Annotated in this window: 16 protein-coding genes; 14 read left to right on the forward strand and 2 right to left on the reverse strand. The window is 73.3% G+C overall.

All coding sequences use genetic code 11. The features are described from left to right. Positions 1-216: 216 nt before the first annotated feature. The gene (gene rpmB, locus AC07AL_RS22335; protein WP_014138233.1) at positions 217-402 is read right to left on the reverse strand and encodes a 50S ribosomal protein L28; all 186 of its coding nucleotides are present in this window, start codon (positions 400-402) and stop codon (positions 217-219) included. A 299-nt stretch (positions 403-701) separates the two neighbouring features. Here rpmB and AC07AL_RS22340 point away from each other — a divergent pair, with 299 nt between their 5' ends. The 10 genes from AC07AL_RS22340 (at position 702) to mutM (ending at position 10,673) form a co-directional block, all read left to right on the forward strand. Continuing rightward, positions 702-2,333: a DAK2 domain-containing protein gene (locus tag AC07AL_RS22340; RefSeq protein WP_363624916.1), complete on the forward strand. Its 1,632-nt coding sequence runs from the start codon at positions 702-704 to the stop codon at positions 2,331-2,333. 51 nt (positions 2,334-2,384) lie between these two features. Beyond that, the gene (gene recG / locus AC07AL_RS22345; RefSeq protein WP_363585722.1) at positions 2,385-4,601 is read left to right on the forward strand and encodes an ATP-dependent DNA helicase RecG; all 2,217 of its coding nucleotides are present in this window, start codon (positions 2,385-2,387) and stop codon (positions 4,599-4,601) included. A 105-nt stretch (positions 4,602-4,706) separates the two neighbouring features. Beyond that, entirely contained in the window at positions 4,707-5,240 is a 534-nt protein-coding gene (locus tag AC07AL_RS22350) for a hypothetical protein (RefSeq protein ID WP_363585723.1), read from the forward strand. Between the two features lie 154 nt (positions 5,241-5,394). Further along, the gene (rsmD, locus tag AC07AL_RS22355) at positions 5,395-5,979 is read left to right on the forward strand and encodes a 16S rRNA (guanine(966)-N(2))-methyltransferase RsmD (RefSeq protein ID WP_363585724.1); all 585 of its coding nucleotides are present in this window, start codon (positions 5,395-5,397) and stop codon (positions 5,977-5,979) included. Between the two features lie 49 nt (positions 5,980-6,028). Next, positions 6,029-6,520: a pantetheine-phosphate adenylyltransferase gene (gene coaD, locus AC07AL_RS22360; protein ID WP_363585725.1), complete on the forward strand. Its 492-nt coding sequence runs from the start codon at positions 6,029-6,031 to the stop codon at positions 6,518-6,520. A gap of 206 nt (positions 6,521-6,726) precedes the next feature. After that, the gene (locus tag AC07AL_RS22365; RefSeq protein ID WP_363585726.1) at positions 6,727-7,938 is read left to right on the forward strand and encodes a cell division initiation protein; all 1,212 of its coding nucleotides are present in this window, start codon (positions 6,727-6,729) and stop codon (positions 7,936-7,938) included. 172 nt (positions 7,939-8,110) lie between these two features. After that, complete coding sequence (locus tag AC07AL_RS22370; RefSeq protein WP_063347695.1) at positions 8,111-8,755, forward strand: YceD family protein; 645 nt, start codon at positions 8,111-8,113, stop codon at positions 8,753-8,755. A gap of 2 nt (positions 8,756-8,757) precedes the next feature. Next, a complete protein-coding gene (rpmF, locus tag AC07AL_RS22375) occupies positions 8,758-8,931 on the forward strand; it encodes a 50S ribosomal protein L32 (protein WP_030056747.1) in 174 nt (57 codons plus the stop codon). Positions 8,932-8,951: 20 nt separating this feature from the next. After that, positions 8,952-9,743 (forward strand): ribonuclease III, encoded by a 792-nt coding sequence (gene rnc / locus AC07AL_RS22380; protein WP_350882931.1) that lies wholly within the window; start codon positions 8,952-8,954, stop codon positions 9,741-9,743. A 51-nt stretch (positions 9,744-9,794) separates the two neighbouring features. After that, a complete protein-coding gene (gene mutM / locus AC07AL_RS22385; protein WP_363631492.1) occupies positions 9,795-10,673 on the forward strand; it encodes a bifunctional DNA-formamidopyrimidine glycosylase/DNA-(apurinic or apyrimidinic site) lyase in 879 nt (292 codons plus the stop codon). Positions 10,674-10,704: 31 nt separating this feature from the next. Here the strand turns inward: mutM and AC07AL_RS22390 are convergent, their stop codons facing one another. Continuing rightward, entirely contained in the window at positions 10,705-11,625 is a 921-nt protein-coding gene (locus AC07AL_RS22390) for a DMT family protein (RefSeq protein ID WP_363585728.1), read from the reverse strand. A 293-nt stretch (positions 11,626-11,918) separates the two neighbouring features. Between AC07AL_RS22390 and AC07AL_RS22395 the strand changes: the two genes are divergently transcribed. The 4 genes from AC07AL_RS22395 (at position 11,919) to smc (ending at position 18,145) form a co-directional block, all read left to right on the forward strand. Then, positions 11,919-13,277, forward strand: coding sequence for a hypothetical protein (locus AC07AL_RS22395; RefSeq protein WP_363585729.1), 1,359 nt, complete (start codon positions 11,919-11,921; stop codon positions 13,275-13,277). 121 nt (positions 13,278-13,398) lie between these two features. Next, positions 13,399-13,698, forward strand: a complete 300-nt coding sequence (locus tag AC07AL_RS22400; protein ID WP_350882923.1) for an acylphosphatase — start codon at positions 13,399-13,401, stop codon at positions 13,696-13,698. A gap of 402 nt (positions 13,699-14,100) precedes the next feature. Then, positions 14,101-14,304 (forward strand): hypothetical protein, encoded by a 204-nt coding sequence (locus AC07AL_RS22405; protein WP_063347689.1) that lies wholly within the window; start codon positions 14,101-14,103, stop codon positions 14,302-14,304. 190 nt (positions 14,305-14,494) lie between these two features. Next, complete coding sequence (gene smc / locus AC07AL_RS22410; protein WP_478317984.1) at positions 14,495-18,145, forward strand: chromosome segregation protein SMC; 3,651 nt, start codon at positions 14,495-14,497, stop codon at positions 18,143-18,145. The last annotated feature ends 236 nt before the right edge of the window (positions 18,146-18,381 follow it).

The following is an 18,381-nucleotide window of genomic DNA, read 5'->3' on the forward strand; positions in this document are numbered from 1 at the left end:
GGGTTCCTCGCGGCCCCCCCCTCCTGACTGGAGCGCGAGCTCCCCGGGGGGCCCCCCCCCCCCCCCCCCCCACCACCACGGATGTGGCGGGGAACACGGGTGCGGCGGGAAGCCGGCGGGAAATCAGCGGCCGGAAAGCGCGGCGGAAAAACAGTGAAGCCGGTTCATCCGAGGATGAACCGGCTTCACTGGAGGACCGGCATGCCGGTCTGCGCGTCAGCGCGAGACCTTACCGGCCTTGATGCACGAGGTGCAGACGTTGAGCCGCTTCGGCGTCCGCCCAATCACAGCGCGCACCGTCTGAATGTTGGGGTTCCAACGACGGGGGGTACGGCGGTGCGAGTGGGAGATGCTGTTGCCGAAGCCCGGCCCCTTGCCGCAGACGTCGCAGTTGGCAGCCACAGGAGTCACTCCAAGACTTCAGATCATTTACGTTCGACAACCCCGCTGGACCAGCGGAGCACTCGCGTGAACCTGACCGGACCGAGGGGTGAGCCTGGATTGTTCCAGGCAACCGGAAGAGCATACAACGCCTGTTCCGGTTCAACGAAACTACCATGTCCGGCAGGGTGATCGCTCCGGTCGCCGGTCCGGGCGACCCTCCCCGGCCCCCGATAACCTGCCGGTATCACCCCTCGCCGCGGCCTTGGCCGTGCTGCTGCCCCGCAGGCCGTCGCGGCGTCCCACCCGGAGGAGACCTGGTGCTGCACACGCTCGACGCCCCGGCCGTGCGCACCTGGTGCCAGCTCGCCCTGCGTGCGCTCGGCCAGGCCCGCGAGGAGATCGACGCGCTCAACGTCTATCCCGTCCCGGACGGTGACACCGGCACCAACCTCTACCTGACCGTCGAGTCCGCCGCCGCCGAGGTGGAGAGCCGCTTCGCCGACCCCGCCGCCGACCCGGCCCCCGGCCTGGCCGACACCGCACGGGCGATGGCCCGCGGCGCGCTGGTCGGCGCCCGCGGCAACTCCGGGGTGATCCTCGCCCAATGGCTGCGCGGCACCGCCGAGACGCTCGCCGAGGGCGGCGGCGCCGACCAGCTGCGGGCCGCCCTGCAACGGGCCGCCGACTCCGCCTACCAGGCCGTCGCGGAGCCCGTCGAGGGCACCCTGCTGACCGTCGCCCGGGTCGCCGCCCGGGAGGCCGTCCGGGCCGGGGACGGGCTCGCGCAGGTCGCCGACACCGCCTACCGGGCCGCCCGGGACGCGCTGCGGCACACCCCCGAACAGCTCGCCGTGCTGGCCGAGAACGGGGTCGTGGACGCCGGCGGACGCGGCCTGGTCGCCGTGCTCGGCGCGCTCGCCGACGCCGTCGCCGGGCAGCAGCCGATGGGCCCGGTCGCGCTGCGCGGGGACGTCCGGGAGGTCGACAGCTGCGCGGTGCACCTGAGGCCGCCGGGCCCCGGCCACCCCGCGTTCGAGGTGATCTACCTGCTCGACGCGCCCGACGAGGCCCTGCCCGCGCTGCGCGAGCGGCTCGGCGCGCTCGGCGACTCCCTGGTGGTCGGCGGCGGCGACGGCCTGTGGAACGTGCACGTCCACGTGGACGACGCGGGCGCCGCCGTCGAGGCCGGGGTCGAGGCCGGGCGGCCGCACCAGATCCGGATCACGCACTTCGCCGAGGCCGCCGCCCGGGCCGGCAGCGCCGCCGAGCGCGGCGAACGCCGGGACCGGGCCCGCGCGGTGCTCTGCGTGGTGTCCGGCGGGGGACTGGCCGAGTTGTGCGAGCAGGCCGGCGCCGTCGCCCTGCACGCCGACCCGGACCGCCCGCCGGCCAGTGCCGAACTCGCCGCCGCCGTGCGCCGCTCGGCCGCCCGCGAGGTCGTCCTGCTGCTCAACGACCCCGAACTGCGCGCCGCCGCCGGGGCCGCCGCCGACCAGCTGCGCGAGGAGGGCGTGCGGATCGCCGTGCTGCCGACCCGCTCGCCGGTGCAGGGCCTGGCGGCGCTCGCGGTGCACGAGGGCGGGCGCCGCTTCGACGAGGACGTGGTCGCCATGACCTCCGCGGCAGGTGCCACCCGGTACGCCGAACTCGCCGTGGCCGAGGGGGAGTCCTGGACGATGGCCGGGGTCTGCCAGGCCGGGGACGTGCTCGGCCTGATCGACGGCGACGTCGCGGTGATCGGCACCGGGCTGGCCGAGGTCGGGGCGAGCGTGCTGGACCGGATGCTCGGCGCAGGCGGCGAACTCGTCACCCTGGTCCTCGGCGAGGGCGCCGACGAGGCGCTCGCCGACCGCCTGGTGGCACACGCCCGGCACCGGCGGCCCGAGGTCGACGCGGTGGTCTTCCACGGCGGCCAGGAGTCCGCGCCGCTGCTCATCGGGGTGGAGTAGGGCACGCCGCGGAGCCCGGAATGTCGGCCCCGTGGTGTAAACAGGGGCCTGATGGGCGCTCTCGATGAACCACTGACCAAACTCGTCGGCGACCGCACCGCGAAGGTGCTCGCCGACAGCCTCAAGCTGCGCACGGTCGGGGACCTGCTGCACCACTATCCGCGCCGCTACGTCGAGCGCGGCCAGCTCACCAGCCTGGACGAGCTGGAGATCGACGAGCACGTCACCGTGCTGGCCCGGATCGAGAAGGTCACCCTGATCCCGTTCCGCGGCCGCAAGGGCGACCGGCTGGAGGTCGTCGTCACCGACGGCCGCAGCCGGCTCTCGCTGGTCTTCTTCAACCAGGGCTGGCGGCAGAAGGAGCTCAAGTCCGGCGCCCAGGGCCTGTTCGCGGGCAAGGTCGGCGTCTTCAACCGCAGCCGCCAGCTGGTCTCGCCGGACTACCAGCTGCTCGACGAGGAGGCCGGGTCGGACGCCGCCCGGCAGTTCGCCGGCCGGCTGATCCCGGTCTACGGCGCCAGCGCGCAGATGCCCAGCTGGAAGCTGTCGATCTGCGTCGAGACGGCCCTCACCAAGCACCTGGGCGACGTCGGCGAGCCACTGCCCGCCGAACTGCGCGAGCGGCACGGGCTGATCCCGCTGCCCGAGGCGCTGGAGCTGATCCACCGCCCGCGCGGCCAGGCCGACCGCGAGCTCGCCCAGAGCCGGTTGCGCTGGGACGAGGCCTTCGTCCTCCAGGTCGCCCTGGCCCAGCGCCGGGCCGCCGAGTCCGCGCTGCCCGCCGTCCCGCGCAGGGCCCGCGCGGGCGGCCTGCTGGACGCCTTCGATGCCCGGCTGCCGTTCACCCTCACCGAGGGCCAGCAGAAGGTGTCCGCCGAGATCGCCGCCGATCTCGCGAGCGAGCACCCGATGCACCGGCTGCTCCAGGGCGAGGTCGGCTCCGGCAAGACCCTGGTCGCGCTGCGCGCCATGCTCGCCGTGGTCGACGCGGGCGGCCAGGCCGTGCTGCTCGCGCCCACCGAGGTGCTGGCCCAGCAGCACCACCGCTCGATCGTCGAGATGATGGGAGACCTGGCGGAGGGCGGCATGCTCGGCGGCTCCGACCTCGGCACCCGGGTGGTGCTGCTGACCGGCTCCATGGGCGTCCCGGCCCGCCGCCAGGCGCTGCTCGACATGGCCTGCGGAGATGCGGGCATCGCCATCGGCACCCACGCGCTGATCGAGGACAAGGTCCAGTTCCAGGACCTCGGCCTGGTCGTGGTCGACGAGCAGCACCGCTTCGGCGTCGAACAGCGGGACGCCCTGCGCGCCAAGGGCGAACAGCCGCCGCACCTGCTGGTGATGACCGCCACCCCGATCCCGCGCACCGTCGCGATGACCGTCTTCGGGGACTTGGAGACCTCCGTCCTCGACCAGCTGCCGGCCGGCCGCTCGCCGATCTCCACCCACGTCGTCCCCGCGCTGGAGAAGCCCAACTTCCTCGCCCGGGCCTGGGAGCGCGTGCGCGAGGAGGTCGCCAAGGGCCACCAGGCGTACGTGGTCTGCCCCCGGATCGGGGACGAGGAGCCCGCCGCCGAGCCGAAGAAGAAGCGGAAGGCGGCCGAGGAGGACCTGGAGGACGTCGCCGACGCCGGTGCCGGGAGCGACGAACGGCGGCCCCCGCTCTCGGTGGTGGAGACCGCCGGGAAGCTGGTCGGGGGGCCGTTGCAGGGCCTGCGGGTGGAGATCCTGCACGGCCGGCTGGCCCCGGAGGCCAAGGACGAGGTGATGCGCCGCTTCACGGCCGGCGAGGTGGACGTGCTGGTCGCCACCACCGTCATCGAGGTCGGCGTCAACGTCCCCAACTCCACCGCGATGGTCATCATGGACGCCGACCGCTTCGGTGTCTCCCAGCTCCACCAGCTGCGCGGCCGGGTCGGCCGCGGCAGCGCCGCGGGCCTGTGCCTGCTGGTCAGCGACATGCCCGCGGGCAGCGCCGCCCGGGCCCGGCTGGACGCGGTGGCCGGCACCCTGGACGGCTTCGAGCTGTCCCGGATCGACCTCGAACAGCGCCGCGAGGGCGACGTGCTGGGCCAGGCGCAGTCCGGGGTGAAGTCCTCGCTCAAGGTGCTCTCGGTGCTGGAGGACGAGGAGGTCATCCTCACCGCCAGGACGGAGGCCACCCGGCTGGTCGCCGAGGACCGCGAGCTGACCGCCCACCCGGAGCTGCGCACCGCGCTGGAGAGCCTGCTCGACGAGGACCGCGCGGCCTACATGGAGAAGGGCTGAGCGGCCGCCGCCGGCCCCGGAATTGTCAGACCCCCGCGAGAGAATGAAGGTGTTCAGGGCGCACCCCCAAGGTGCGTACCTGGCACGACATTTGGGGGTCCTGCCATGGCATTCCGTCATCTCAACGAGCTCCCGCTGGGCGACAAGGTCTTCCGGATCGAACTCGCCAGCGACGACGACCGCGAGGTCACCCTCACCCTGACCGGCTGGCGCGAGGGGGCGGCCGCCCAGCCGCTCGCCTCGGGCAAGCTCCGCCTGCCGGTCGAGGACGTCGCCTCGCTGCGGATCGCGCTCAACCGCGCGCTGCGGGCGCTGGCGATCGTCGCCGACGTCTCCGAGCCCATCCCCGACCGTGACGTGCTGCGCGAGCTGTACCCCGGCCACGGCGCCCCCTGGGTCCCGCAGCACGAGGAGGAGCTGGTCCGGCGCTTCCACGACGGCGAGACCGTCGCCCGGATCGCCGCCCGCTTCGGCCGCACCCCCGACTCCGTCCGCACCAAGCTGCGCGAGCTCGGGCACGACCCGCGCCGCCCCGAGTTCTGCCCGCCCGACGGCTGCCTGTCCTGGTCCCGCTACGCCTCGCCGGCGCTGCTCGGCGCGGCCGTCCCGACCCCGCCGGCGGGCTCCGAGGCGAGCTGAGACGCGCCCCGGGGCCGGCTGAGGCGGGCTCCGGGGCGGGCTGAGGCGGGCTCCGGGGCGGGCTGAGCCGTGACCCGGGGGCCCCACCGATCCGTCGGTGGGGCCTCGACCCGTATAGCGTGGTCGGGCAGCGACGAAAGGACCTTCCCCCACCATGACCCGCGTGATCGCCGGGCTGGCCGGCGGCCGCCGGCTGGCCGTACCGCCAGGCCGGGGCACCCGCCCGACCTCCGACAAGGCCCGTGAGGCGATGTTCTCCACCCTGGAGGCGCTGCGCGGCACCCTGCACGGGATCCGGATGCTCGACCTGTTCGGTGGATCGGGCGCGGTCGGCCTGGAAGCGCTGTCGCGCGGCGCCGAGCACGTCCTGCTGGTCGAGGCGGACGGCCAGGCGGCCCGGGTGATCCGGGAGAACGTCCGCACGATCGGCCTGCCGGGCGTGGAGGTGAAGGCCGCCAGGGCCGAGCAGGTGATCGCGGGCCCGCCCCCGCAGACCCCGTACGACCTGGTCTTCCTCGACCCGCCGTACGCCGTGACGGACGACGAGCTGCGCGAGATGCTGATCACACTCCTGGCCGGGGGCTGGCTCGCGGAGGACGCACTCGTCACCGTGGAGCGCAGCACCCGTGGCGGCGACTTCGGCTGGCCCGAGGGCTTCGAGGTGCTGCGCTCGCGCCGCTACGGCGAGGGCACGCTCTGGTACGGTCGCGCCGCCGCCGAGACCAGTCAGCACGAGTAGCGGGCCGAGGCCCGCAGCAGCCGTCACCCCACGAGGGAGCACCCACGCCATGCGCCGCGCCGTCTGTCCCGGTTCGTTCGACCCGATCACCAACGGTCATCTCGACATCATCGGGCGGGCCTCGAAGCTGTACGACGTCGTGCATGTCACGGTCCTGATCAACCGCAACAAGCAGGGCATGTTCAGCGTCGAGGAGCGGATGGGCCTGATCGAGGAGGTCACCGCGGACTTCGGGAACGTGGTGGTCGAGTCGTACCACGGCCTGCTGGTGGACTTCTGCCGGGAGCGCGGGATCCCCGCGATCATCAAGGGCCTGCGCGCGGTCAGCGACTTCGACTACGAGTTGCAGATGGCCCAGATGAACCACGGCCTGTCCGGGGTGGAGACGCTGTTCGTGCCGACCTCCCCGACGTACAGCTTCCTCTCCTCGACGCTGGTCAAGGAGGTCGCCTCGTACGGCGGGGACGTCTCCCACCTGCTGCCGGAGACGGTGCACCGGCGGCTGGTCGAGCGGATCGCGGAGCGCAGGGCCCAGCAGTAGGCGGGAGCGTCGGCATCGCGGGGCGGGCGTCCGTTTCTGCTGGTTCGTCATGACTTGTCCGATGCCCGGTCGACCGGTTCGGCTCGGGCGTTGTGACCACGCCGCGCGGTGGCCGTACAGTCTGTATTCCTGCCCCTGCGGTGAGGTTCACCGCGTCGGGCCTGCCTCCGCCGGACCGTCGGCGGCACACGGAAAGACGAAGCCCCGTGGACGTGCAGAACAAGGTCGACGAGATCGTCGCGGCGGTCGAGAACGCCCGCTCGATGCCGATGTCGGCCTCCTGCGTGGTGAACCGGGCCGAACTGATCGGCCTGCTCAACGCCCTCAAGGCGGAGCTGCCCGCCGAACTCGCCCAGGCCCAGTCGATGATGGCCGACCACGAGCAGGTGGTGGCCGGGGCCCAGGCCGAGGCCGACCGGATCATCCAGGGTGCGCACGCCGAGCGCGGCTCGCTGATCTCGGACACCGAGGTGGTCCGCCGGGCCCAGGCCGAGGCCGACCGGATCCTCGCCGAGGCCCGTGGCGAGACCGAGGCCAAGCGTGCCGAGGCCGACGACTACGTGGACAGCAAGCTCGCCAACTTCGAGGTCGTGCTGACCAAGACGCTCGGCGCCGTCGGCCGCGGCCGGACCAAGCTGCGCGGTGACTCCAGCGTCTTCGAGACCGAATTCGACGGCGAGACGGACGGCGAGGAGTTCCAGCCGCAGCGGATCACCCCCAGCCCCGAGGTCGACGAGTACGTCGATGTGAAGCTCGCCACGCTGGAGAACGTCCTCAGCGCCACCCTGGAGGCCGTCGGCAAGGGCCGCGACAAGCTGCTCGGCAAGCGGCCGATCGACGAGCTGGGCGCCTACCTGGCCGCAGCCGACGAGGCGCAGCAGGCCAAGGAGCGCGCCGAGGCGGTGGCCGCCGGCTTCGCCACCGACGCCGAAGCCAACGGCGACGACATCGCCTGGTACCGCGAGGACGTCCCGCAGCAGCAGACCTGGCCGGAGCAGACCCCGGCCGCGGCGGGCTGGCAGGCGCCGGGCGTCGACCAGTACGCGGCCGCCCAGCAGCAGGGCGGGCAGCAGCAGGGGCAGTACGCCGAGGTGTACGCCGGCGGCTACGACCCGGCCGGCCAGGGCGACCCGTACGGTGCCCAGTGGGGGCACCAGCAGCAGGGCGCCGCGGACGGCTACCCACAGCAGCAGCACCCGGACTACGCGGCCCAGCAGCAGCACGGGGACTACGGCTATCCGCAACAGCAGCAGCCGGGTTACGGCGCGCAGCAGTACGACGCCTACACCTACCCGCAGCAGCCCGCCGCCCCGCCGGCGGTGCCGCAACAGCAGCAGCAGCCGGGTCTGGACGAGACCAGCTTCTTCGACACCAGCATGATCGACATGACCCGGCTCCGGGAGCTGGGCGGTCGCTGAGCCGGCCCCGCGCGGGCCCGGCGGAAGCTCCTGACGGGAGCGAAGTTGGGCCTGGCGGGAGACTCCGGTAGGCTGACCACTCCGGCCTTTTCGTGTCGGACTGTCGGCTTGCCCGCGCACCGTTGGTGCGGTGGCACCGCGATCGAAGATTCCCCATGGAAGTCAGGACACCTTGAACCGCCTCGACCACCGCGACCCCCTCGTGTTCGACACGCACGAGCTGGGACGTCGCCCGGGCTCGCTGCGCAAGGTGTCCCGCACTCTGGAGGCCCCCGCGGGCCTGGGGATCATCGACGTGATCGGCGTCCCCGAGAAGAGCGAGCTCCGGCTGGAGCTCCGCCTGGAGTCCGTGGTCGAGGGCGTGCTGGTCACCGGCACCGCCGAGGCCCAGGTCGAGGGCGAGTGCGCCCGGTGCCTGGAGCCCGTCGAGGACGACCTCGACGTCGACTTCCAGGAGCTGTACTACTACCCGGAGTCCGACGAGCGTCACCGCGCCCGGACCGCCGGGGCCGAGGACCTCGACGAGGACTCGGAAGAAGATACTTACCGCCTGGAGGGCGACTTCTTCGACCTCCAGCCGGTGCTGCGTGACGCGGTGGTGCTCGCACTGCCGCTGCAGCCGGTGTGCCAGGAAGACTGCCTGGGTCTGTGCTCCGAGTGCGGAGCGCGCCTGAGCGACGACCCGACGCACCACCACGACGCCGCCGACCCCCGGTGGGCGGCTCTGCAGGGACTCTCCGCCGCCCCCGGCGACGAGGGTGACGGGATCAAGAACAGCGACACCCGTGAGGGTCTCGCCGAGAACCAGGAGAAGTAGCCGTGGCTGTTCCGAAGCGGAAGATGTCGCGCAGCAACACGCGCCACCGTCGGTCCAACTGGAAGGCCGTTGTTCCGGCCCTCGTGGCGTGCGACCGCTGCCACGAGCCGAAGCTGGGTCACATCGCGTGCCCGAGCTGCGGCACGTACAACCGTCGCCAGGTCCTCTCGGTCTGATCGGCGGGGTGCACGGATCGATGTCGGACGGTAACTCCACCCGCAAGGCGTCCTCCGCCCCGAAGGGTTCCTCTTCGGGCGGTGGCAAGGCCGGTGGGCCGGCTTCGACCGAATACGACGTCCTGGAAGGGCGCCTCGGGTACACACTCGAGCGCGCCCTTCTGGTGCGTGCCCTGACCCACCGTTCGTACGCGTACGAGAACGGGGGTCTGCCCACCAACGAGCGCCTGGAGTTCCTCGGCGACTCGGTGCTGGGCCTCGTGGTGACCGACACCCTCTACCGCGTCCACCCGGACGTGCCGGAGGGCACGCTCGCCAAGCTGCGCGCCGCGGTGGTGAACTCCCGCGCGCTCGCGGACGTCGGCCGGGGCCTGGAACTCGGCACGTTCATCCGGCTCGGCAAGGGCGAGGAGGGCACCGGCGGCCGCGACAAGTCGTCGATCCTCGCCGACACGGTCGAAGCCGTGATCGGGGCCGTCTACCTGGACCAGGGTCTGGACGCGGCCACCGAGTTCGTCCACCGGCTGTTCGACCCGCTGATCGAGGAGTCCTCCCAGCTGGGCGCCGGCCTGGACTGGAAGACCAGCCTCCAGGAGCTCACCGCCTCGGTGGGCATCGGGGTGCCCGAGTACGTGGTCATGGAGTCCGGTCCGGACCACGAGAAGACCTTCACCGCGGCGGCCCGGGTGGCCGGCGAGGACTTCGGCAGCGGCGTCGGCCGCTCGAAGAAGGAGGCCGAGCAGAAGGCCGCCGAGAGCGCCTGGCGGGCGATCAAGGAGAAGTACGCCGACCGGCTGCCCGCCGGGGCGTGAGGGAGCAGTAGCCTTCCTCCTGCTGATCCCTTCCGCAGGAGGCCTGTTCCCGTGCCCGAACTTCCCGAGGTCGAGGTCGTCCGCCGCGGTCTGGCGAACTGGGTCGCCGGGCGGACCGTCGCCGACGTCCAGGTGCTGCACCCGCGCGCGGTGCGCCGCCAGCCCGCCGGCGCCGCGGACTTCGCCGCCCGGCTGACCGGCACCACCCTCGGCACCGCGCAGCGGCGCGGCAAGTACCTGTGGGTGCCGCTGGCGGGGTCCGGCGCGGGCTTCTCGCTGATCGGCCACCTCGGCATGAGCGGCCAACTCCTCGTCCAGGACCCGTCCGTACCCGACGAGACGCACCTGCGGGTGCGGCTGCGGTTCACCGACGGCGGGCGCGAACTGCGCTTCGTCGACCAGCGGACCTTCGGCGGCCTCGCGGTCGAGGAGGCCGAGGACGGCGACCCGGAGGGCACGCCGCTCTCCATCGCGCACATCGCCCGCGACCCGCTCGACCCGCGCTTCGACGACACCGCCTTCGCGGCCGCGCTGCGGGCCAAGCGCACCACCGTGAAGCGGGCGCTGCTCGACCAGACGCTGATCAGCGGGGTCGGCAACATCTACGCCGACGAGGCGCTCTGGCGCTCCCGGCTGCACTACGACCGCCCGACCGCGACGCTCACCCGCCCGCAGGCCGCCGAACTGCTGGCGAACGCCCGCGAGGTGATGACGGCGGCGCTCGCCGTCGGCGGCACCAGCTTCGACAGCCTGTACGTCAACGTGAACGGCGAGAGCGGCTACTTCTCCCGCGACCTCGACGCGTACGGCCGCGAGCACGAGCCCTGCCGCCGCTGCGGCACCCCGATCCGGCGGGCCGCCTGGATGAACCGCTCCAGCTACTTCTGCCCCCGCTGCCAGCGGGTGCCGCGGGCCCGCAGCGGGGGCTGACAGCGAGGGCTGGAAGCGGGGGCCGGGGAGCTCAGTGCTTGGCGAGTTCCGGCTGGTCGGCGGCCGCCTCGCCGGGGGAGCCGTGGGTGTCCTGGCCGAAGTAGGCGACCCCGACCGCGGACACCACCGCGAGCAGGAAGCCGACCACGCCGAGCCAGCCCAGGCCGGACTTGGAGGAGTCGCCGAGCCAGAGCACGCCGATCGCGCCGGGCAGCACCGTCTCGCCGACCACCAGCGCCGCCGTCGCGCCGTTCACCGAGCCGATCTGCAGCGCCACGGTGTGCACGTACATGCCGCCGAGGCCGCCGACCAGGATCGCGTACAGCGCCGGGTCGGAGAGCAGCTTGGCGACGTCGAACGGGTCGATGCCGTTCAGGATGCGCACGCCGACGCCCAGCGCGCCGAAGCCCAGGCCGGAGAGCAGGCCGGCGACGATCGCGCCCTTGGAGCCCATCCGCCGCACCAGCAGGCCGCCGCCGACCAGCAGCACGGTGGTGACCAGCAGCAGGCCCCAGTGGAAGGACATCGACGCGTGGTGGCCGCCCTCCGGGCCGGCCGAGACGGCCAGCAGCACCAGCGCCGAGCAGAGCACGCCGATCGAGGCCCACTCCAGTTGCTTGAGCCGGATGCCGAGCAGCTTGATGCTCAGCACCGCGGTGATCACCAGGTTGGCGCTGATGATGGTCTGCGAGAGGAACAGCGGCAGCAGCCGCGCGGCCAGCGCGCCCAGCCCGAAGCCGATCAGGTCGAGCACCGTGCCGACGATGAACTCCCAGGTGACGGCAGCCTTCGCGGTGGAGGACAGGCTCGGCCCGCCGTGCTCGGTGGTGGCGCCGGCGGCGCCCTTGGCGGCCTCCTCGCGCGCGGAACGGCGGGATCCGACGGCCTGGAGGACTGAGCCGGTGCCGTAGCAGGCGGATGCCGCCACGGCGGTGACGAGGCCGATGATCACCGGGTGCTCCGATCGGGAGATGGGTCAAGAACAGGTAATGGGACCAGTGGTCCGGGACCACTATGCCCGTCCGCGCGGTACGGTCGGCGCACCGCCCGGAACACCCTGGGCCCGCCGGGACGTACGTCCGGGCGCCGGCCGCAGTTCCCGCGCACCACCCGCGTCAGGGGCGAGTGGGGGAAACATCATCCCCGAGGAGGGGTGCGGCCCCGGCGGTCGGCGGGGAATCCTGTCACTACCAGTATGCGAAGGGTATGCCGTGCCTTGACGCCCGTCGGGGTAGCGTCGAGGGCATGAGAACCCTTGCACGACGTTCCCGGGGCGCCGGGCCGCTTGCCCTGGTGGCGGCGCTGCTGGGGCTGCTGCTCCTGCTCGCACCGACGGCCTCGGCCGCGGGCGGGCTGGACGACGCGGCCTCCACCCTGAAGCAGGGTCGGGTCTACGTCGACCCGGCGATGACCAGCCGATTCAGCCAGAGCCAGGCCGACGCCCTGACCGAGAAGATCAAGAAGGCCGACAAGCCGATCTTCGTCGCGGTCGTCCCGGCCAGCGCCCCCTACGGCGAGCGGACCGTCTTCAACGACCTGCGCACCAAGGTCGGCATCGACGGTGCCTACGCGATCTGGCGCGGTGACCAGTTCGCGGCCAAGGCAGACCGCGGCGCGATGGCGCAGGGCAGTGCCGAGCGGATCGCCGGCGCCGCCTTCCGCTCCCACAACGGCGACATCGACGCCACCCTGAACGAGTTCGTCGACAGCGCCGCCCCGCAGGCCAAGGGCACCGGGGTGAACCACAGCACCTCGATCGCCTGGGTGGTCATCCCGGTCGTGCTGCTCGCGCTGGCCGGCGCCGGCGTCTTCCTCCTCTTCCGCCGCGCCAAGACGCGCAAGGAGGAGCAGGCCCGGGCCGAGCTGGAGCAGCTGCGCCGGGTGGTCGACGAGGACATCACCGCCTTCGGCGAGGAACTGGACCGGCTCGACTTCAACCCGGCCGCGACCGGCGCCGACGACACCCAGCGCACCGACTACACCCACGCCCTGGACTCGTACGAGAAGGCCAAGCGGCTGATGGACGAGGCCAAGCGGCCGGACGACGTCAAGCCGGTCACCGAGGCGCTGGAGGACGGCCGGTTCGCGCTGGCCACCCTGGCCGCCCGGCGGGAGAAGCGCCCGGTGCCCGAGCGCCGTCCCCCGTGCTTCTTCGACCCGCGCCACGGCCCGTCGGTCAAGGACGTCGACTGGGCCCCGGCCGACGGCGCCGCCCGCACCGTCCCGGTCTGCCGGTCCGACGCGGACCGGCTGGCCTCCGGCCTCGACCCGGCCATCCGTACCGTCGAGACCGAGCACGGCCCGCAGCCGTACTGGAACGCCGGCCCGGCCTACGCCCCCTGGGCGGGCGGCTACTTCGGCGGATTCGGCGGCGGCCTGCTGCCGGGCCTGCTGGTCGGCACCATGCTCGGCTCGATGATCAGCAGCCCGGCCTACGCCGCGGCGCCGATGATGGACCAGGGCTACCAGGACCAGCACGAGGGCGGCGACTTCACCGGCGCCGACTTCAACTCCTCCGACTTCAGCGGCGGCTTCGGCGACGGCGGCGGATTCGGTGGCGGGGACTTCGGTGGCGGCGGCGACTTCGGCGGCGGCGACTGGTGACCCGCTGAGCCCCACCGCGACACCCCTGCGGCCCCGCCGGACCTCCTCCGGCGGGGCCGCTCCGCGTGGTCGACGGCCCCGTGGACCTGTGACCGTCCGTCGCGTTGGTTAGGCTCGGGGCATGCACGGTCGCGACGCCCACAGTGAGGAACCGGTCCGGGTGACCGCCTGGGTCCGGGGGAAGGTCCAGCAGGTCGGGTTCCGCTGGTGGACCAGGGCACGGGCGCTGGAGACCGGCCTGACCGGCTACGCGAGCAACCTCGGGGACGGCCGGGTGCAGGTGGTCGCCGAGGGCCTGGCCGCCGACTGCGAACTGCTGCTGGACCTGCTGCGCGGCCCGGACACCCCGGGCGAGGTCAGCGGCGTCACCGAGATCTGGACGGCCGTGGGCCCCGGCTACGAGGGCTTCGAGATCCGCTGAGCCCGGCCACACCCGCGCGGGCCGGAACTGATCCGCAACTGCCGGTGTCATGCGGTTGCCATTCGGGCAGACTCGTGGTTGACTCCGCATCGAACGATGATCCACGAGCAGCTGGTGGACCCGGCCCGAGGCCCCCAGGCGTGACGACACCGCCAGGCAGGTGACAGGGTCGCGGTAGCGTGCGGTGATCGTGTTGACCCTTTCCGTCTTTGGTGAGACGCTGGAAACCCGCGCACACGACCGCGTTTTCCCGGCAGGCGCCTGCCCTCGTGAGCCCAGCTCACGATGGTTGTGCCGTAAGTGCCCAGCCAGCACTACCGGTGACGCGCCGCGCGTGCGTCCCCCTTCCCCCTAGACCTGTACCGTTCCGGTTCGGTCACTCAGCGTGGAGGACCATTCATCATGGCAAAGGCGCTTCTCGGGTACGTCGGCGGCCCCGACCCGCGAATGCTCTCCGAGATGCGACGGCTTCAGCAGCGCGTCCAGGACCTTGAATCCGAGCTCCTTCGGATGCAGGCCGAGAACGACGCGCTCGCCGCTGTCGCTGACGGGCACTCGCTGCTCAACAGCATCGATCTGGATCAGCGGGAGCCGGCTCTCACCTGAGTCCCGCCCGGTCCTCGCAGATCGACGCCGCTGTGCACTGAGCCGCTCCGAAAGGGACGCAGCTTGCAAGGGACGCCCGGTTGTGGCGTCCCTTCGTCGTGTCCGGGCCCGGGGCTCGCGGCCCGCCGGGGATACAGTCGCCGTTGACGACAGGCCCTGGGCCCTGGCGAGCGACGAGGAGACCGGCCGCGTGCACCTGAAGAGTCTGACGCTGCGCGGGTTCAAGTCCTTCGCCTCCAGCACCACCCTGCGCTTCGAGCCCGGCATCACCTGCGTGGTCGGCCCGAACGGCTCCGGCAAGTCGAACGTCGTCGACGCGCTGTCCTGGGTGATGGGGGAGCAGGGCGCCAAGTCGCTGCGCGGCGGCAAGATGGAGGACGTCATCTTCGCCGGGACCAGCGGGCGCGCCCCGCTCGGCCGGGCCGAGGTCAGCCTCACCATCGACAACGCCGACGGCGCCCTGCCGATCGACTACTCCGAGGTGACCATCACTCGGACCATGTTCCGCAACGGCGGCAGCGAGTACGCGCTCAACGGCGAGACCTGCCGCCTGCTGGACATCCAGGAGCTCCTCTCCGACTCCGGCATCGGCCGCGAGATGCACGTCATCGTCGGCCAGGGCCAGCTGGATTCCGTCCTGCACGCCGACCCGATGGGCCGCCGCGCCTTCATCGAGGAGGCGGCCGGCGTCCTCAAGCACCGCAAGCGCAAGGAGAAGGCGTTGCGGAAACTGGACGCGATGCAGGTCAACCTCAACCGCGTCCAGGACCTGGTGGCCGAACTGCGCCGCCAGCTGGGACCGCTCGGCCGGCAGGCCAGGATCGCCCGCCGCGCCGCCGGCATCCAGGCCGACCTGCGCGACGCCCGGCTGCGGCTGCTCGCCGACGACCTGCTGGCCCTCCGGCAGGCCGTCGAGGCCGAGATCGCCGACGAGCTGGCACTGCGGCTGCGCCGCACCACCGTCGAGCAGGAGCTGGCCGGTGTCGTCCAGCGCGAGGCCGTGCTGGAGGCGCAGGTCCAGCAGCTCGGCCCGAGCCTGGAGGCCGCCCGGCAGACCTGGTACCGGCTCTCCGCGCTCGCCGAGCGCACCCGCGGCACCATCGGGCTGGCCGAGGCCCGCGCCCGGCACGCCGCCGCGGGCGGGCAGGCCGAGGAGCGGCGCGGCCGCGATCCCGAGGAACTGGAGCGGGAGGCCGCGCGGGTCCGCGAGGACGAGGCCGCGCTGGCCGAGGCGCTGGAGGAGGCGCAGTACGCGCTGGCCGAGGCGGTCGAACGCAGGAGTGGACTGGAGCGCGGGCTGGCCACCGAGGAACGTCGGCTGCGGGACGCCGCCCGGGCCATCGCGGACCGCCGGGAGGGCCTGGCCCGGTTGCAGGGGCAGGCCGCCGCCGCCCGCTCCAAGGCGGCCTCCGCCGAAGCCGAGATCGGCCGGCTGACCGAGGCCGGCGGCGAGGCACTGCTGCGGGCCGAGGCCGCGCAGGCCGAGTACGAGGAGCTCCAGCGGCAGGTCGGCGGCCCCGCCGGGGACGACGAGCGGGCCGAGGCCGCCCACCAGGAGGCCCGGGAGCGGCTCGCCGCCGTCGAACGCGACCTCGCCGCCGCCCGGGAGTCGGCCGGCGCCGCCGAGCGCGAACGGGCCGGGCTCACCGCGCGGCACGAGGCGCTCTCCCTCGGACTGCGCCGCAAGGACGGCACCGGCGCCCTGCTCGACGCGGGGGAGCGGCTGAGCGGACTGCGGGGCCCCGCGGCCGCGCTGCTGCGGATCGCCCCCGGGTACGAGGTGCCGGTGGCGGCGGCGCTCGGCGCGGCCGCCGACGCGGTCGCCGTCGACTCGCCCGGCACCGCCGCCGAGGCGCTGCGGCTGCTGCGTGCCGAGGACGCCGGCCGGGCCGCGCTGCTGATCGAGGGTGCCGGCCGGGCCGCGCTGCCGATCGGGGGTGCCGGTGAACCGCTCGCCGGCGTCGGAGAGTTGCCGGAAGGAGCCCGCTGGGCCGCCGAACTCGTCGACGGGCCGGCCGGGTTGGTCGGTGCCGTGCGGGGCCTGCTGGCCCGGGTGGCGGTCGTCGGCACCCTCGACGAGGCGCTGCGGCTGGTCGCCGACCACCCCGGGCTGACCGCCGTCACCGCCGCCGGGGACCGGCTCGGCGCCGACTTCGCGCAGGGCGGCTCCGACGGTGTGCCGAGCCTGCTGGAGATCCGGGCGGCGGTCGAGGAGACCGCCCGGGCGATCGCCGAACTCGCCCTCCGTTGCACCGAGTCGGCCGCACGCCTGGCCGAACTCGCCGAGCAGCGGCGGGAGTCGGACGCCGCCGTGGAGCAACTCGCCGAGCAGCGGCGGCGGCAGGAGAAGGAGCGCGCCCAGGTGGCGGGCACGCTCGGCCGCCTCGGCGGGCAGGCCAGGGCCGCCGCCGGCGAGGCCGATCGGCTGTCCGCCGCCGCCGCGCGGGCCGACCAGGGCCTGGCGGAACTCCTCGCCACCGCGGAGGAGTTGGCCGAACGCCTGGCCGCGGCCGAGGACTCGCAGGACTCCGGAGAGGACGAGCCGGACACCGCCGAGCAGCAGCGGCTGGCCGAGGCCGCCACCGGCTCCCGGCAGGCCGAGCTGGAGGCCAGGCTCGCGGTGCGCACCCACGAGGAGCGGGTCCGCGCGCTCGCCGGCCGGGCGGACCAGCTGGACCGGGCCGCCCGCGCCGAGCGCGAGGCGCGTGCCCGGGCCGCCGAGCGCCGCCGACGCGCCGAGCACGACGCCGGGGTGGCGAACGCCGTCGCGGCGGGCGCCCGACAGCTGCTGGCCTGCCTGGAGGTGTCGCTGTCCCGCGCGGACGCCGGGCGGGCGGCGGTCGAGCAGGCGCGCGCCGAGCGCGAGACCGAACTGCGGGCGCACCGCGAGCACGGCCGCGGTCTCAAGGAGGAACTGGACAAACTGGTCGACGCCGGCCACCGGGACGAGGTGCTGCGGGCCGAGAAGCGGCTGCGGATCGAGCAGCTGGAGGCCCGGGCGCTGGAGGAGTTCGGCATCGACGGCGGCGAACTGCTCGCCACCTACGGGCCGGACCAGCCCGTCCCGCCGTCGACCCCGGAAGAAGGACGGGAGCCGGGCGAGCCGCGCCCGTACGACCGGGCCGAGCAGGAGAAGCGGCTCAGGGCGGCCGAGAAGGCGTACCAGCAACTGGGCAAGGTCAACCCGCTGGCGCTGGAGGAGTTCGCGGCGCTGGAGGAGCGCCACCAGTTCCTCGGGGAGCAACTGGACGACCTCAAGCGCAGCCGGCGCGACCTGCTGGACATCGTCCGGGAGGTGGACGAGCGGGTCGAGCAGCTGTTCGCCTCGGCGTACCACGACACCGCCGCCCAGTTCGAGGGCGTCTTCGCCCGGCTGTTCCCCGGCGGCGAGGGGCGGCTGGTGCTGACCGACCCCGACCACATGCTCACCACCGGCGTCGAGGTGGAGGCCCGCCCGCCGGGCAAGAAGGTCAAGCGGCTGTCGCTGCTGTCCGGCGGCGAGCGCTCGCTGACCGCGGTGGCACTGCTGGTGGCGATCTTCAAGGCCAGGCCCAGTCCGTTCTACGTGATGGACGAGGTGGAGGCGGCGCTCGACGAGACCAACCTGCGCCGGCTGGTCGGGATCATGGAGGAGCTGCGGGAGAGCTCCCAGCTGATCGTGATCACCCACCAGAAGCTGACCATGGAGTCCGCGGACGCCCTCTACGGCGTGACCATGAAGGGCGACGGCATCTCGCAGGTGATCAGCCAGCGGCTGCGCGAGGGGCGCCGGGAGCGAAGGGCGCGCCCGATGCCTCCTCGGCGGCGCGACGAGGCTGTTGTCTCCGGGTCGACAGACTGATCCACCGGCCTGGCCCGGGCAGATGCTCCCGGACGCTCCGATCACGGATACTGGAGCGGTTGTGACTCCTCCCCCTCGCTCGCGAGGGGGCTTCTCGTTCAGCCGTTTGACGACCTCATGACGGCCAAGCCCTGACCGGTGCCGCACGGCACAGCGGTCAGCGTAAGGGAGGCGGCGACGCTCCGTGCGTCGGTGACCGAAGGATCACTCTGTCGTGGGATCCCGAGAAGGAGATT

This window comes from Kitasatospora sp. NPDC043949 (assembly GCF_056435365.1).

Excerpts from the sequence above, each read along its gene's own strand:
- recG (WP_363585722.1), top strand. The coding sequence starts at position 2,385 with ATGGGCGCTCTCGATGAACCACTGACCAAACTCGTCGGCGACCGCACC.
- AC07AL_RS22350 (WP_363585723.1), top strand. The coding sequence starts at position 4,707 with ATGGCATTCCGTCATCTCAACGAGCTCCCGCTGGGCGACAAGGTCTTC.
- rsmD (WP_363585724.1), top strand. The coding sequence starts at position 5,395 with ATGACCCGCGTGATCGCCGGGCTGGCCGGCGGCCGCCGGCTGGCCGTA.
- coaD (WP_363585725.1), top strand. The coding sequence starts at position 6,029 with ATGCGCCGCGCCGTCTGTCCCGGTTCGTTCGACCCGATCACCAACGGT.
- rnc (WP_350882931.1), top strand. The coding sequence starts at position 8,952 with ATGTCGGACGGTAACTCCACCCGCAAGGCGTCCTCCGCCCCGAAGGGT.
- AC07AL_RS22395 (WP_363585729.1), top strand. The coding sequence starts at position 11,919 with ATGAGAACCCTTGCACGACGTTCCCGGGGCGCCGGGCCGCTTGCCCTG.
- AC07AL_RS22400 (WP_350882923.1), top strand. The coding sequence starts at position 13,399 with ATGCACGGTCGCGACGCCCACAGTGAGGAACCGGTCCGGGTGACCGCC.
- AC07AL_RS22405 (WP_063347689.1), top strand. The coding sequence starts at position 14,101 with ATGGCAAAGGCGCTTCTCGGGTACGTCGGCGGCCCCGACCCGCGAATG.